The 14275-nt window shown below is 62.4% G+C and carries 13 protein-coding genes and 1 pseudogene; 10 read left to right on the top strand and 4 right to left on the bottom strand.

Annotated elements, in window-relative coordinates:
• The 9 genes and pseudogenes from PJE01S_RS25630 to PJE01S_RS23400 form a co-directional block, all read left to right on the top strand.
• A pseudogene (locus PJE01S_RS25630) lies at positions 1 to 1349 on the top strand (FimV/HubP family polar landmark protein); the annotation flags it as partial.
• A gap of 49 nt (positions 1350 to 1398) precedes the next feature.
• A complete protein-coding gene (truA, locus tag PJE01S_RS23430; protein WP_068836130.1) occupies positions 1399 to 2193 on the top strand; it encodes a tRNA pseudouridine(38-40) synthase TruA in 795 nt (264 codons plus the stop codon).
• Positions 2190 to 3011 (top strand): phosphoribosylanthranilate isomerase, encoded by an 822-nt coding sequence (locus PJE01S_RS24875; protein WP_084389731.1) that lies wholly within the window; start codon positions 2190 to 2192, stop codon positions 3009 to 3011. Before truA ends, PJE01S_RS24875 begins: the two co-directional genes overlap by 4 nt.
• On the top strand, positions 2989 to 4254 hold the full coding sequence (trpB, locus tag PJE01S_RS23425; RefSeq protein WP_068836133.1) for a tryptophan synthase subunit beta: 1266 nt from the start codon (positions 2989 to 2991) through the stop codon (positions 4252 to 4254). The genes PJE01S_RS24875 and trpB overlap by 23 nt, the downstream gene beginning before the upstream one ends.
• On the top strand, positions 4251 to 5069 hold the full coding sequence (trpA, locus tag PJE01S_RS23420; protein WP_068836129.1) for a tryptophan synthase subunit alpha: 819 nt from the start codon (positions 4251 to 4253) through the stop codon (positions 5067 to 5069). Before trpB ends, trpA begins: the two co-directional genes overlap by 4 nt.
• Before the next feature lie 160 nt (positions 5070 to 5229).
• Positions 5230 to 6102 carry an acetyl-CoA carboxylase, carboxyltransferase subunit beta gene (accD, locus tag PJE01S_RS23415; protein ID WP_068836128.1) on the top strand — a complete coding sequence of 291 codons (873 nt, stop codon included), beginning with the start codon at positions 5230 to 5232 and terminating at the stop codon, positions 6100 to 6102.
• Between the two features lie 128 nt (positions 6103 to 6230).
• Positions 6231 to 6890 carry an LON peptidase substrate-binding domain-containing protein gene (locus PJE01S_RS23410; protein WP_068836127.1) on the top strand — a complete coding sequence of 220 codons (660 nt, stop codon included), beginning with the start codon at positions 6231 to 6233 and terminating at the stop codon, positions 6888 to 6890.
• Positions 6891 to 7069: 179 nt separating this feature from the next.
• Positions 7070 to 8635 carry a lysine--tRNA ligase gene (gene lysS, locus PJE01S_RS23405; RefSeq protein WP_068836126.1) on the top strand — a complete coding sequence of 522 codons (1566 nt, stop codon included), beginning with the start codon at positions 7070 to 7072 and terminating at the stop codon, positions 8633 to 8635.
• 67 nt (positions 8636 to 8702) lie between these two features.
• Complete coding sequence (locus tag PJE01S_RS23400) at positions 8703 to 9224, top strand: M48 metallopeptidase family protein (RefSeq protein WP_068836125.1); 522 nt, start codon at positions 8703 to 8705, stop codon at positions 9222 to 9224.
• A gap of 173 nt (positions 9225 to 9397) precedes the next feature.
• On the opposite strand, the gene PJE01S_RS23395 is transcribed toward PJE01S_RS23400, so the two are convergent.
• The 4 genes from PJE01S_RS23395 to osmF are packed head-to-tail and all read right to left on the bottom strand — an operon-like array spanning position 9398 to position 13291.
• Positions 9398 to 10156 carry an ABC transporter permease gene (locus tag PJE01S_RS23395; RefSeq protein ID WP_068836124.1) on the bottom strand — a complete coding sequence of 253 codons (759 nt, stop codon included), beginning with the start codon at positions 10154 to 10156 and terminating at the stop codon, positions 9398 to 9400.
• On the bottom strand, positions 10149 to 11093 hold the full coding sequence (locus PJE01S_RS23390; RefSeq protein ID WP_068836123.1) for an ABC transporter ATP-binding protein: 945 nt from the start codon (positions 11091 to 11093) through the stop codon (positions 10149 to 10151). Before PJE01S_RS23390 ends, PJE01S_RS23395 begins: the two co-directional genes overlap by 8 nt.
• A complete protein-coding gene (locus tag PJE01S_RS23385) occupies positions 11090 to 12316 on the bottom strand; it encodes an ABC transporter permease (protein WP_245660954.1) in 1227 nt (408 codons plus the stop codon). The genes PJE01S_RS23390 and PJE01S_RS23385 overlap by 4 nt, the downstream gene beginning before the upstream one ends.
• Before the next feature lie 51 nt (positions 12317 to 12367).
• A complete protein-coding gene (gene osmF / locus PJE01S_RS23380; RefSeq protein ID WP_084389730.1) occupies positions 12368 to 13291 on the bottom strand; it encodes a glycine betaine ABC transporter substrate-binding protein OsmF in 924 nt (307 codons plus the stop codon).
• A 394-nt stretch (positions 13292 to 13685) separates the two neighbouring features.
• Between osmF and PJE01S_RS23375 the strand changes: the two genes are divergently transcribed.
• Positions 13686 to 14048 carry a hypothetical protein gene (locus PJE01S_RS23375; RefSeq protein WP_068836121.1) on the top strand — a complete coding sequence of 121 codons (363 nt, stop codon included), beginning with the start codon at positions 13686 to 13688 and terminating at the stop codon, positions 14046 to 14048.
• The last annotated feature ends 227 nt before the right edge of the window (positions 14049 to 14275 follow it).

Genomic DNA, 14275 nt, shown 5'->3' with positions numbered 1-14275 from the left:
CCGTCAGCGCAGCACCCCTGGCGGCGGCGTCCGCACCTGCCGCCGCAGTCAGCGCCGCCGCGGCGCCAGTCGCGGCAGCCCCCAAACCCAAGGTGCTTGTGCCACCACCACCGGAACCCAGCCTGCTTGACGGCTTGCTCGAAAACCCGCTCGCCCTGCCCCTGGGCGGCGGCCTGCTGGCGCTATTGGCCGGTTTCGGCCTGTATCGCTATCGCCAGCGCAACAACGGCACCCAGGTGGACAGCTCCTTCCTGGAAAGCCGCCTGCAGCCCGATTCATTCTTCGGCGCCAGCGGCGGCCAGCGCATTGACACCAACGAAGGCAACCTCACCGGTTCCTCGCTGGTGTACTCACCCAGCCAGCTCGACGCCGCCGGCGATGTGGATCCTGTGGCCGAGGCCGATGTGTACCTGGCTTACGGACGCGACCTGCAAGCAGAGGAAATCCTCAAGGAAGCCCTGCGCACCAGCCCGACGCGCGTCGCCATCCACGCCAAGCTGCTCGAAATTTATGCCAAACGGCGCGACGGCAAAGGCTTCGAGGCGGTGGCCAGGGATGCCTTCGACCTGACGCACGGCAGCGGCCCGGAATGGGCTTACATCATTGAGATGGGCCGGGAACTCGACCCCGCCAACCCGCTGTACCAGCCCGGTGGCCAGCCCGACGGTCAGCCTGGAGAAAACCATACGGCCACCGCTGCAGCCGCGGTCATCCCGCCGGTCACCGTGGCACCGGTGGTGGCACCGCTGGCACAAACGCTGGCCGCAGCGCCCCCGCTGGATGTCGATTTCGACCTGGATTTATCGCTGGACGATGAGCCTCCGGTGCCGACAATCCCCACGCCCATGGCTGGCACCGCATCAGCCCCCGTGGCCGACGAACCCACCATGGCGCTCAAGCCAGGCGCAGCCTTGAACGGGCTGGACATGGATTTCAACATTGCGGCAGCGCCCCTGCCCTCTGCAGCGGCTCCCGCAGCAGCGTCCAGGCCGGCTGAAGCGGCCTCCGCCGACATCGATTTTCTGTCCGAGGGCATGGATTTCACGCCGGAACCCTTCACGCCTTCCAAACCGGTCTTGCCGGACCACAAAGCGGCCGCGCCTGCCAACAACGGCATGCTGGAGTTTGACCTGGGAGCGCTATCGCTGGACCTGGAGCCTGTCACCGAAAGTCCGCATGCCGTGGCCGCCACATCGGGCGACCCGCTTGAAACCAAGTTCCTGCTGGCCGAAGAGTTCCGCGCGCTGGGTGACAGCGACGGCGCCAGGTCACTGGCCGAAGAGGTATTGGCGGGCGCCAGTGGCCCCTTGAAAGTCAAGGCGCAGGCGTTTCTTAACGCGCTGTCGTGAACGCCGGCCTGAACGCCTGGCGTTCATTGGCTGGCAGCCGGTGGTTCGCGTGAGAATTGCACTCGGTATCAGCTACAGCGGCAGCGCCTACGAAGGCTGGCAGAGCCAGCTCTCGGGCAAGACGGTTCAGGACCAGCTGGAACGGGCGCTGGCACGGTTTTCCGCGCAGCCCGTGCGCGTCATGTGCGCCGGGCGCACCGACGCCGGCGTGCATGCGCTGATGCAGGTGGTGCACTTTGACACCCCGCTACAGCGCGAAATCCGCTCATGGGTCCGCGGCGTCAACGCCTTTTTGCCACCGGACATTGCCGTCCAGTGGGCGCAGGAAGTCCCGGACGAATTCCACTCCCGCGGCAGCGCCATCGCGCGCCGCTATGCCTATGTCGTGCTGGAATCCCCGGTGCGCCCCAGCGTGGAGGCCGGGCGCGTCGGCTGGGTCTACCGCCCGCTGGATGGCGCGGCCATGCAGGAGGCCATAGGACACCTGATAGGCGAACACGATTTCAGCTCGTTCCGCGCCGCCCAGTGCCAAGCCAAGACGCCCGTCAAAACCATCACCCGGATCGCCATTTCCCAGCGCGCCGGATCAGGCTCAAACTATTGGCGCTTCGAGTTTGAGGCCAACGCCTTTTTGCACCACATGATCCGCAACATCATGGGCTGCCTGCTGGCGATCGGCCAGGGCAAGCATCCGCCGGACTGGCTGGCGCAAGTCCTTGCGGCACGCAGCCGCGATGTCGCCGCCCCCACTTTTTCGCCCGACGGCCTGTACTTTCTGGGCCCGGTCTACGAAGACCACTACGGCCTGCCGACGCGCACCGCGGCTTATGATTGGCTGCCATGAAAGCAATAACAGCCCCCACGCTCCCCGCTTCGCGTGGTTCGCTGCCCCCCGAGGGGGCGCAATCCGCCTTGGGGCGGCCCGGCGGCGGATTCCCCGCTTCCCCGTCCCCCGTTGAGCGAACGCGTATCAAAATTTGCGGCCTGACCCGCGAGGAAGATGTGGACGCGGCGGTGGCGGCCGGTGCCGACGCGGTCGGCTTTGTCATGTACGAACCCAGTCCGCGCCACGTGACGGCCGAACGCGCCGCCGAACTGGCCCGCCGTTTGCCGCCATTTGTCACGCCGGTGCTGCTCTTCGTCAATGCAAGCGCTACTAAAATAATAGCTGATTGCGCCCGACTGCCAACGGCTTTACTCCAATTTCATGGTGATGAATCACCGCAAACCTGCCTGCGGGCGGGCCGACCCTTCATGCGCGCCGCCCGCATTCCACTAGATGAAAAAGCTGCCGGAAACGAGGCCCGCTTTGATCTCGTAAAATACGCGGAAGACTTCAAGGCTGCCCAGGCCATACTCCTAGACGCCCATGTCGAGGGTTATGGCGGCGGCGGGAAAACATTCAATTGGTCACTTCTTCCTCCAAGCGTCAACGCTCACCTCGTTTTGTCTGGTGGATTGACGCCTGCAAACGTGATCGATGGCATTTTGCAAGTCAGGCCGCGCTGTAAAACGCTGGCCGTTGATGTGAGCTCTGGCGTAGAGATTTCGAAAGGAATCAAGAGCGCCGACAAAATCAACCAATTTGTCGCAGCCGTTCGCGCTGCCGATGAACAACTTGCGAAGAACCCCATTCATCATGTTCGACTATCACCAACCTGACCTGACCGGCCATTTCGGGATTTACGGCGGCAGTTTCGTTTCCGAAACGCTGACCCATGCCATCAGCGAGCTGAAAGACGCTTACGCCAAATACCAGCACGACCCGGAATTTCTCGCTGAATTCCACTATGAGCTGAAGCATTTTGTGGGCCGCCCCTCCCCCCTCTACCACGCGGTGCGCATGAGCCGCGAGCAAGGCGGCGCGCAGATTTACCTCAAGCGCGAAGACCTCAACCACACCGGCGCGCACAAGATCAACAACACCATAGGCCAAGCCATGCTGGCGCGCCGCATGGGCAAACAGCGCATCATTGCCGAAACCGGCGCCGGCCAGCATGGTGTGGCCACCGCCACCATCTGCGCCCGCTATGGCCTGGAATGCGTGGTGTACATGGGCAGCGAGGACGTCAAGCGCCAAAGCCCCAATGTTTACCGCATGAATCTGCTGGGCGCCACCGTGGTCCCGGTGGAAAGCGGCAGCAAGACGCTAAAAGACGCGCTCAACGAAGCCATGCGCGACTGGGTCGCCAACGTGGACAACACCTTCTACATCATCGGCACCGTCGCCGGCCCGCACCCCTACCCCATGATGGTGCGCGACTTCCAGAGCGTGATCGGCACGGAATGCCTGACGCAGATGCCTGAGATGAACGCCGGCAAGCAGCCCGACGCAGTGATCGCCTGCGTGGGCGGTGGCAGCAATGCCATGGGCATTTTCCACCCCTATATTTCGCACGAGAACACCCGCCTGATCGGCGTGGAAGCCGCAGGCGTTGGGCTGGACAGCGGCAAGCACTCGGCCTCGCTGCAGCGCGGCCTGCCCGGCGTGCTGCACGGCAATCGCACCTATGTCCTGCAAAACGACGATGGCCAGGTCACGGAGACGCACAGCATCAGCGCCGGCCTGGACTACCCCGGCGTGGGCCCGGAGCACGCGTTCCTGAAAGACATAGGACGCGCCGAATATGTCGGCATCACCGATGCCGAAGCGCTGCAAGCCTTTCACTACCTGTGCCGCACCGAGGGCATCATCCCGGCACTGGAGTCCAGCCATGCCGTCGCCCACGCCATGAAACTGGCCAAAACCATGCGCAGCGACCAGAGCATTCTGGTCAATCTCTCGGGCCGCGGCGACAAGGACATCGGCACCGTGGCCGACCTGTCCGGCGCCGACTTTTATGACCGCCCCTCCATGCGCGGCCTGTCCGTCAAGGGCGCTCAAGGCACTGGAACCCCATCATGAGCCGCATCGCCGCCACCTTCTCCCAACTCAAAAGCCAGGGCCGCAAGGCGCTGATCCCCTATGTCACGGCGGGTTTCCCCTTCGCCGATGTCACACCCGAACTTATGCACAGCATGGTCGCCGGTGGCGCCGACGTGATCGAGCTGGGCGTGCCGTTTTCAGACCCCAGCGCGGACGGCCCGATCATCCAGCAGGCCGCTGAAAAAGCCCTGGCCAACGGCATAGGCCTGGCCCTGGTACTGGAAATGGTGCGCGACTTCCGCCGCCAGGACAGCCAAACCCCCGTGGTGCTGATGGGTTACGCCAACCCGGTCGAGCGCTACGACATCAAGCACAGGCGTGACGACGGCGAAAGCGCTTTTGTGCGCGACGCGGCCGCCGCCGGCGTGGATGGCGTGCTGATTGTTGACTACCCTCCCGAAGAGTGCGCGGCGTTTGCCGCCCGGCTGCGCGCGCACGACATGGACCTGATCTTTTTGCTGGCCCCCACGAGCACGGATGCCCGCATGGCACAGGTGGCCGAAGTCGCCAGCGGCTATGTGTACTATGTCTCGCTCAAGGGCGTGACCGGTGCCGGCACGCTGGACGTGGAGGCCGTGGAAGCCATGCTGCCGCGCATTCGCCGGCATGTGAGCGTGCCCGTAGGCGTAGGCTTTGGCATACGCGACGCAGCGACCGCCAGGGCCATAGGCAAGGTGGCGGATGCCGTGGTCATTGGCAGCAAGATCATCCAGCTGATTGAAAACCAGCCGCGCGACAAGGTCGCCGCCGTGGCGCATGACTTTCTGAAAGAAATCCGTACCGCTTTAGACTGAGTTTGACCCCGCTGAACCCGGCGCATAATGGCGCTTTTCGACCGGCCAAGCCGCCTGCCGGTGCGCATACTGACGATTCAACTATTTAACGCTTGATGAATGCTTGAGGCCGCTGCACCGGCAAAAGGTGCGGGGCCTCAAGTCAACAAGGACCGACGCAATGTCTTGGCTAGAAAAACTCCTCCCTCCGAAAATCAGCCCCACCAACCCGACCGAGCGCCGCAGCGTGCCCGAAGGCCTGTGGATCAAATGCCCAAGCTGTGAAGCCGTGCTGTACAAGAGTGATCTGGAAAAAAACCAGAACGTCTGCCCGCAGTGCAGCCACCATCACCGCATCGGTGCACGCGCCCGGCTGGACGCCTTTCTGGACGCAGAAGGCCGCTACGAAATCGGTCAGGAAGTGCTCCCGGTCGACGCCCTCAAGTTCAAGGACAGCCGCAAATACCCCGAGCGCCTGAAAGAGGCCCTGGAAAGCACCCAGGAAACCGATGCACTGGTCGTGATGGGCGGCGCCGTGCACAGCATTGGCGTGGTCGTGGCCTGCTTTGAGTTTGACTTCATGGGCGGCAGCATGGGCAGCGTGGTGGGCGAGCGCTTTGTGCGCGGCGTGCACACGGCCATCGAGCAAAAAGTGCCTTTCATCTGCTTCACCGCCACCGGCGGCGCGCGCATGCAGGAAGGCCTGCTGAGCCTGATGCAAATGGCCAAAACCAACGCCGCCCTGACCCGCCTGGCCAAAAAAGGCCTGCCCTACATCAGCGTGCTGACCGACCCGACCATGGGCGGTGTGAGCGCCGGCTTTGCTTTCGTGGGCGACATCGTGATTGCCGAGCCCAAGGCCCTGATCGGCTTCGCCGGCCCGCGCGTCATCGAGTCCACCGTGCGCGTGACCCTGCCCGAAGGCTTCCAGCGTGCCGAATTCCTGCAGCAAAAAGGCGCCATCGACTTCATCTGCGACCGGCGCGAGCTGCGCAAGACGGTGGCCAACTCCCTGGCCATGCTGCTCAAACAGCCGGCCGACGCCGTCAGCTAAGCGCCCCCGGCCCTCGACCTCTCCTGAGAGGCCAAGAGGCCTCTTGGAGCCTGGTCAGGCCATAAAAATAATGCAGGACAAGGGGGCGCATGGGATGATGTGGTTCATTGCAATTTGAAGCATCTCGCATGCCTGAAGCCCTGAAACTGGTCTCTCTCCCGCTCTTTCCGCTGGGCACGGTGCTGTTTCCCGGTGGCCTGTTGCCGCTGCGGATTTTTGAAGTCCGCTACCTCGACATGATTGGCAAATGCCACAAGGCCGGCGCGCCTTTCGGGGTTATCTCGCTGACCGAAGGCTCGGAAGTACGCCGGCCCTCCGACACAGGGCCCAGTGGCGACGGCTTTGCCCATGAGGCCTTCAGCACGGTCGGCACCCTGGCCACCATCACCGAATTTTCGGTGCCGCAAGCCGGCCTGATGATGATCCGCTGCGTCGGTACGCAACGCTTTGAGATCTCCCGCCACGAAAAACTCAAACATGGCCTGTGGATCGCCGACGTCACCCAGCTGGAAGGCGATCAACACGTCAAGATCCCGAATGATCTGCAAAAAACCGCCAATGCCCTGGGCAAGCTGATCAAAAACCTGCAGGAGCGCGATGTGCCGGCGGCCCAGATGCCCCTGCGCCCACCCTACCAGCTGGACGACTGCGGCTGGGTGGCCAATCGTTGGTGCGAGCTGCTGCCGATGCCGATGGAACTCAAGCAACGCCTGATGGAGCTGGACAACCCTTTGCTGAGGCTGGAACTGGTCAGCGATATTCTGGAGCGCACCGGTATTTCGCTCTGACCGCTCGGCCATGGCCGCACCCATCAACCGCAAAAAACCCGGACAAATACGCCTTTGGCGACGTTCAACAGGGCAAGCGCCGCCGAAAAACTTAAAATCAGAGATTCGGCGCTTTTTCCGCTACTTTTTATTGGCGCGGCGCCCGACACTTTTCGACCTCTTTCCGGAACACCGACCTTATGTCCAAGCAACCGAATTCGCCCGCCGCCGGCGCCGCCACCCCTGCGCCGCAAGATGAAAACCAGTTGATCATCGAGCGCCGAGAAAAACTCAAGGCGCTGCGCCAGGCGCAGGCAGACGGCAAGGGCGTCGCGTTTCCGAACGACGTGAAGCCGGAACACCGGGCTCAAGGCATTTTTGGGCAGTATGGCGAAAAGACAAAAGAAGAGCTGGACGAACTGGCGGTCAAGGTCCATGTGGCGGGCCGCATGATGCTCAAGCGCGTGATGGGCAAGGCCAGCTTCGCCACCCTGCAGGACGCCTCATTTGGCCCCTCAGGCGGCCGCATCCAGGTCTACATCAACAACGAGGGCGTGGGCGAAGCCGTCCACGGCGCCTTCAAGCACTGGGACCTGGGCGACATCGTGGAGACCACCGGGACGCTGTTCCGGACCAAGACGGGCGAATTGTCCATCCATGCCGACAGCATCCGCCTGGTGACCAAAAGCCTGCGTCCCCTGCCCGACAAATTCCACGGCATGGCCGACCAGGAAGTCAAATACCGCCAGCGCTATGTGGACCTGATCACCGACGAATCGGCGCGCAAGCGCTTCATGGCGCGCAGCAAGGCGGTCAGCGGCATTCGTGAGTTCATGGTCGCCAACGACTTCCTGGAAGTCGAAACCCCCATGCTGCACCCGATTCCGGGCGGCGCCAATGCCAAACCCTTCAAGACGCACCACAACGCGCTGGACCAGGAAATGTTTTTGCGCATCGCGCCCGAGCTGTACCTCAAGCGCCTGATCGTCGGCGGCTTTGAGCGCGTGTTTGAAATCAACCGCAGCTACCGCAACGAAGGCATCAGCGTTCGCCACAACCCCGAGTTCACCATGATGGAGTTCTACGCGGCCTGGTGGAATTATTCGGACCTGATGACATTCACCGAAGCGCTGATCCGCGACGCGGCCCAGAAAGTCTGCGGCTCGCTGCAGCTGACATACGGCGGCAAGGCGGTGGACCTCAGCCAGCCCTTTGAACGCCTGACGATACGCGAAGCCATCCTCAAGCACACCGAAGCCGGCGACAACGTGGACAACGCACAGTGGCTGAGCAACGCGCTCAAAAAGCTGGGCCTGAGCGAGGCCAAGGACCGCCTGTCCACACGCTCCCTGGCCAGCCTGCAGGTCATGTACTTCGAAGAAACCGTGGAAGAAAAGCTCTGGCAGCCGACCTTCATCTGCGAACACCCGGTCGAAATTTCGCCGCTGGCCCGTGCCAGCGACACCCAACCGGGCGTGACCGAGCGCTTTGAGCTCTACATCACCGGCCGCGAATTTGGCAACGGCTTCAGCGAGCTGAACGACGCCGAAGAGCAGGCGGCACGCTTTCAGTCACAGGCCACCGCCAAGGAAGCCGGCGACGACGAAGCCATGTACTACGACGCCGACTTCATCCGCGCGCTGGAATACGGCATGCCTCCCACGGGTGGCTGCGGCGTTGGCATTGACCGCCTGATGATGCTGCTCACCGACAGCCCCAGCATCCGCGACGTGATCCTCTTCCCGGCGCTGCGCCGCGAAGCTTGAGTTCAGGCATGATTCATGGCTGCAGCCCTTGTTGGCAGGGCGCAGTCAGCTCTCTATTTAATAGCAAATGAATGCGCCGGCGCTGAAGTATCTGGCGGCCTACCCCGAAAGCCTGAAGCAGCAGGTGCAGCAGTTGCTGGACAAGGGCCGGCTGGGCGAGGTGCTGCTGGCCAAATACCCCCAGGCGCATGGCGTGCGAACCGACAAGGCCTTGTACGACTATGTCATGGCGCTGAAAAACGATTTTCTGCGCAGCTCGGAGCCGCTGTCCAAGGTGGCTTTTGACAGCAAGCTCCATGTGATTGCGCATGCCCTGGGCACGCACACCGCCGTATCCAGGGTGCAAGGCAACAAGCTCAAGGCCAAGCGCGAAATCCGCGTGGCCACGCTGTTCAAGGAAGTGCCGCCAGAGTTCCTGCGGATGATCACGGTGCATGAGCTGGCCCACATCAAGGAAAAAGGCCATGACAAGGCCTTTTACCAGCTCTGCACCCATATGGAACCCAACTACCACCAGTACGAGTTCGACCTGCGCGTGTACCTGACGCACATGGAGGCGGCGGGCAAGCTGGCCTGGCCTGCGGCCTAGGAGCCTGTCGGGCTTGGGGCGTCGAACGCGAAAATGGGCCCCAGCGAGGACAGTTTTTGCCGGGTTTGCCGGCCCATAGCCCCGCTATGGGACAAAAAGACGGTGAAAAATGGACCGCTGCGGCCCATTTGCAGCCGACGTTTCCCAAGCCCGACAGGCTCCTAGCAGCGCAGTCAGCGCTTCCACGCGGCCAGGCGAGACAAGCGTTCAAAAGCCATGTCTGCCACCACGGCCAGCATGCCCACCAGCACCGCCCCCTGCAACACATAAGCGGTATTGAAGCCGCTCAGGCCCACGATGATGGGTGAGCCCAGGGTTTTGGCGCCCACGGTGGAGGCGATGGCGGCGGTGCCTATGTTGATAATGACGGAGGTGCGCACGCCGTACAGCCAGACCGGCAGCGCCAGCGGGACTTCGACCTGGCGCAAACACTGCCAGGGCGACATGCCCATGCCGCTGGCCGACTGACGAACCGATTCCGGAACCGACTGCAGGCCCGACACGCTGCCCTGCACCACCGGCAGCAAGCCGTACAAGGCCAGGGCCATGAGTGCGGGCAGTTCGCCAAAGCCCACCACAGGCACCGCCACAGCCAGTACCGCCACGGGCGGAAAGGTCTGCCCCATGGACACCACAGTTTCCACCACCGGCCGGAACTGCCGGCCGATCGGGCGCGTGATCCAGATCGCGATGGCGCTTCCAAGCAGAACCGACACCGCGCTGGACAGACCCACCAGCTTGCAGTGCTGCCACAGCAGTTGCGCAAACGGCTCCTGGCTATAAACCGGACGATCGAGCTGGGGAAAAAGGCTGGAGAAAAAGGGCTGGGAATGCGGCAGCCAGAGCACCAGCGCCGCCAGCGCCAGCGCAGCCCACAGCAGCCCGTCCCCAGCCAGCCCGGCCAGGCGCCGCAGCCTGCCCGCGCTAGCCATCGGAAGGCCCGGCCTTGTGAAAAATATCAATGGCATGCAGCACGCCGGCGTGGGCGCCGGAGGCATCCATCAAGTTGACCACTGCGAGCTGGTGCATGGCCAGAAACGACACAGCCTCACGCAGCGTTGTTGCCGCGGGCAAGCTGGGGCCCTGGCGTTGGGGTTCTTGCCGTGCGAGGCTCTGGGCAGACTGGAGCGACAGGAGCTTGATGCCGATATCACCGCGCCCCACAAAGTCGACCACGAGGGCGTTGGCGGGCCTGGCCAGCAGCTCCAGCGGCGCAGCCACCTGCACAATCCGGCCCTGGTCCAGCAGCACGATTTTGGTGGCCAGGCGCAAGGCCTCGTCAACGTCGTGGGTGACCATCACAATGGTTTTTCCGGAGGCCTGGTGCACGCGCTTCATCTCCAGCTGCAACGAGGCCCTAATCACCGGGTCGAGGGCGCCAAACGGCTCGTCCATCAGCAGCACATCCGGGTCAGCCGCCAGCGCGCGGGCCACACCCACGCGCTGCTGCTGGCCGCCCGACAGCTGGTGCGGGTAGCGTGTTCTATAGGTTTCGGGGTCCAAGTCGAACAGCTGCAGCAGCGTGGTGACGCGATCGCGGATTTTGGGCGCCGTCCAGCCCAGCATCTGGGGCACGGTGGCAATGTTGCGCTCCACCGTCCAGTGCGGAAACAAGCCCACGGACTGGATGGCGTAGCCCATGCGCAGGCGCAGCTCGCGCACCTTGAAACTGTAGATTTCTTCGCCGTCCAGAAGAATCCTTCCCGCATCATGGTTTTCCATGCGGTTGATCATCTTGATCATGGTGGACTTGCCGGAGCCCGAAGCCCCAATCAGGACCACAAACTCCCCGCGTTCAATCTTGAGGCTCAGCCCGTCTATCGCCGTGACAGGGCCATAGGACTTGCTGATGTTCTGAAACTCGATCATGGCAGCGCGCTCTGTGGGGGTCTGGTGAAGCTGACCAGGCTGATCAGGGCCTTGAAGGCGGCATCGGCCAGTGCCCCCAGGACGATGATGGGCACGACGCCCAGCAACACCAGGTCCTGCGCGCTGCTGAAGAGCCCTTCGAACATGATGGCACCCAGCCCGCCTGCCCCGATAAGCGCGGTGACGGCCGCCAGCCCCACCGCCTGGATGATGGCGGTGCGCACACCCCCCAACACCACCGGCAGGGCCAGGGGGAACTCGACGCGCCCGAAAATCTGCAAGCGCGTCATGCCCATGCCTGTGGCGGCGTCAATCACGCTGGACGGAACCTGCTCCAGACCGGCCACCGTGCCCCTGACCACCGGCAGCAAACCGTACAAGGTCAGCGCAATCACCGCCGGCGCCAGGCCTACGCCGCTGATGCCGGCCCTGGCGAGCACAGGCCAGGCCGCTGCCAGCAGGGCCAGGGGTGCCATCAACAGGCCAAACAAGGCAATCGAAGGAATGGTTTGAATGATGTTCAGCAGCGGAAACAGCGCGCCGGCGATCCTGGTTTTTTGACAGGCCGCCCAGCCCAGTGGCAGGCCAAGGCACAGGGTGAAGGCCGCCGCCAGCATCACGATCTGAATGTGCCGGACGACGACGCCCATAAAGATATCCGAGCGGTTCGCATACTCCTTCATGATGGAGAGTTCGTCGCACCAACCGGCCGCCAGCATGAAGCCAACCGGACCCAGCGCGGCCGCGACGACGGCAAAGCGCTGCGCGCCGCCTGCCCGCAGGCGCTGCACCCCATCCGCCGCGATCAAGCCCAACAGCAGCAGCGCGGCCCAGAATGCGCCCCCCAGTGAGGTCCGGGCAAGGGGCGACCCGGTCTCGGCGACGAAGGACGCATACCGGGCGGCGAGCCAGATCAGGCCGTTCACCAGCACGCAGGAAACCATGACCACGGACCACAACAGTGTGGGACCGGGTTTGAAAAATGCAGCCAGCAGCAAGGTGGCCATGAAAGCCACCAGCAGCCATCCAGGGCCTGGCAGCACCAGCAGAGCCGCAGCAAAGGAAACGGATTCTCCCGAGACCAGGCGGTTGGGCGCCACGCGCAAAAACGGCAAGCCGAACAGCACGCACGCCCCCATCAGCGACAGGGCCAGCAAGGCCGCGCTCCATCGGGCGGGAGGCGGCGCCGAAGCAGCCCCGGCATCAGCGCTGACTGTGTTCACGGTGACCACAGTGACGTTGGGGCCGGTTGGGTTGGGCGCTGGCAAGAACGCTTACTTCAGCAGCCCCTTGGACTTCAGGAAATCTGAAGCCACCTTTTTGGCATCCTGTCCGTCCAGCTGAATTTTCGCGTTCAATGCCTGCAGCGTGGGGCCGTCCAGCAGCTTGAACACGGGGGCCAGCACGTCCCTGATTCTGGGATTTTTCTTCAGCGCTTCTTCCCGAATGATGGGCGTGGGTGCGTAAATCGGTTGCACGCCTTTGGGGTCCTCCATGATCACCAGGCCCAGCGCGGCCACCGCACCATCGGTGCCATAGGCCATGGCGGCGTTCACGCCCGAGGTCTTTTCGGCCGCAGCGCGTATCGTGACCGCCGTGTCACCACCGGCCAGCGTCAGAATCTGCTCGGGCTTGAGCTTGAAGTTGTAGGCCGTCTGAAACGCCGGCAGCGCGTCAGAGCGCTCCACAAACTCGGCCGATGCCGCGAGCTTGAACTGCCCGCCGCCCGTGACCCACTTGCCCATGTCGTCCAGGGTCTTGAGCTTGTTGGCGGCCACCACCTCTTTGCGAATGGCAATGGCCCAGGTGTTGTTGGCCGGTGAGGGTTCGAGCCAGACGATCTTGTTTTTGTCGTAGTCCAGCGTCTTGACGCGCTCGTAGCCCGCCTTGGCGTTCTTCCAGACCGGACTGGACTCTTCCGAGAAGATGAAAGCGCCGTTGCCGGTGTACTCCGGGTAAAGATCAATTTCGCCGGCCGTGATGGCGCCGCGCACGACCTTGGTGTTGCCCAGCGAGGCCTTGTTCTCGGTCTTGATGCCATGGGCCTCCAGCGCCAGGACCATCATGTTGCCCAGCAGCTTGCCCTCGGTATCGATTTTGGAGCCGACCCGAACCGGTGCCACCGACTGCGCCAGCACCCCACCTGCCACCAAGGCACCGAGCAACAGCATGGCTGCCCTGCGTTGGATTGATTTCATGGTCAGTACTCCCAAGCAAAGGAAAGGTGGACGAAAAGGATTTGACGATACCTCAGACTGACCTGCACCGGTAGTGGCCGCCACATGCGCGGTCACGGTCGGGCTTCTGCGCGCCGCTGGACACCTATTCTGCATAAAAAAAGCCTCTAGCCCAAATAGTACGGGCACAAGCAGCTATTTAAATGATAGTAAGCAAGCCGCATTCGAACTCAGTCATAATTTGATCAGCTTGGCCATCTGGAAATTACAAACCCCTATAGGCCATCAGATCAACATTCAACCGCCTCGCCGGACAATTCAGTCCAACAGGTTTATCTGCCGCGTATGAGTCCTTCGCAATTTGCAAGCATCGCCTCGCGGCAAATAAACGCTATTCGTTAGGCGTCACGCATTTATGCCAGTTGCAATCACCACAAAGCTCAAGGCTGAGTTGTACCTCATTGCTTTCCTCTGCGTGTCGGCAGTTGCTGTCGAACTTCTGTCCCTCTGTTCAGCTCTGCGGCCAAGTTCCGAATCAGTCGCATCTTGGTTTCAACGCAGCGGTGCGATTACTTCAATTTTCGCTGTCTTTGCCCAGTACCGGATTGGCAATTTCTTGGAATCCATTCAAGGTGGAACGTTTGCGGAGTCATGGTCGCTCTATCACCTCTTCAAAACTCATCAATATGTGCTGTCGTGGGTCATCGTGGCCATCACAATTTGGGGCGCGTTCGTTTGGGGGTACGGTGATCTACTTGTCAGATGCATCGAACGGTAGGTACCCATGGAAGCCAACAACCCAAATCAAATGCCGACGATCCAACAAACCGTGCCAATGTAAGCCCAGCAGACGCGCAGACAAGCGGCCGGTCTGCGACGATCGATGCAGACTCAAGAAGCTTGATGATTTAGCATCAGATTACGCTGTAGCCCCTATAAAACGGGCGCAAGCAGCTACGCAATTGATAGCAAACCGGAAGACTCCTGACCAAACGGTCCTTAGAA

It is taken from the genome of Polaromonas jejuensis NBRC 106434, assembly GCF_001598235.1.
Taxonomy (GTDB): Bacteria; Pseudomonadota; Gammaproteobacteria; order Burkholderiales; family Burkholderiaceae_C; genus Polaromonas; species Polaromonas jejuensis.
This window is presented reverse-complemented; position numbering and strand designations above follow the sequence as displayed.

Bases quoted from the DNA above. Each gene is read 5' to 3' on its own strand.
- PJE01S_RS24875 (WP_084389731.1), top strand. From the start codon at position 2,190: ATGAAAGCAATAACAGCCCCCACGCTCCCCGCTTCGCGTGGTTCGCTG.
- trpB (WP_068836133.1), top strand. From the start codon at position 2,989: ATGTTCGACTATCACCAACCTGACCTGACCGGCCATTTCGGGATTTAC.
- trpA (WP_068836129.1), top strand. From the start codon at position 4,251: ATGAGCCGCATCGCCGCCACCTTCTCCCAACTCAAAAGCCAGGGCCGC.
- accD (WP_068836128.1), top strand. From the start codon at position 5,230: ATGTCTTGGCTAGAAAAACTCCTCCCTCCGAAAATCAGCCCCACCAAC.
- PJE01S_RS23410 (WP_068836127.1), top strand. From the start codon at position 6,231: ATGCCTGAAGCCCTGAAACTGGTCTCTCTCCCGCTCTTTCCGCTGGGC.
- lysS (WP_068836126.1), top strand. From the start codon at position 7,070: ATGTCCAAGCAACCGAATTCGCCCGCCGCCGGCGCCGCCACCCCTGCG.
- PJE01S_RS23400 (WP_068836125.1), top strand. From the start codon at position 8,703: ATGAATGCGCCGGCGCTGAAGTATCTGGCGGCCTACCCCGAAAGCCTG.
- PJE01S_RS23395 (WP_068836124.1), bottom strand. From the start codon at position 10,156: ATGGCTAGCGCGGGCAGGCTGCGGCGCCTGGCCGGGCTGGCTGGGGAC.
- PJE01S_RS23390 (WP_068836123.1), bottom strand. From the start codon at position 11,093: ATGATCGAGTTTCAGAACATCAGCAAGTCCTATGGCCCTGTCACGGCG.
- osmF (WP_084389730.1), bottom strand. From the start codon at position 13,291: ATGAAATCAATCCAACGCAGGGCAGCCATGCTGTTGCTCGGTGCCTTG.
- PJE01S_RS23375 (WP_068836121.1), top strand. From the start codon at position 13,686: ATGCCAGTTGCAATCACCACAAAGCTCAAGGCTGAGTTGTACCTCATT.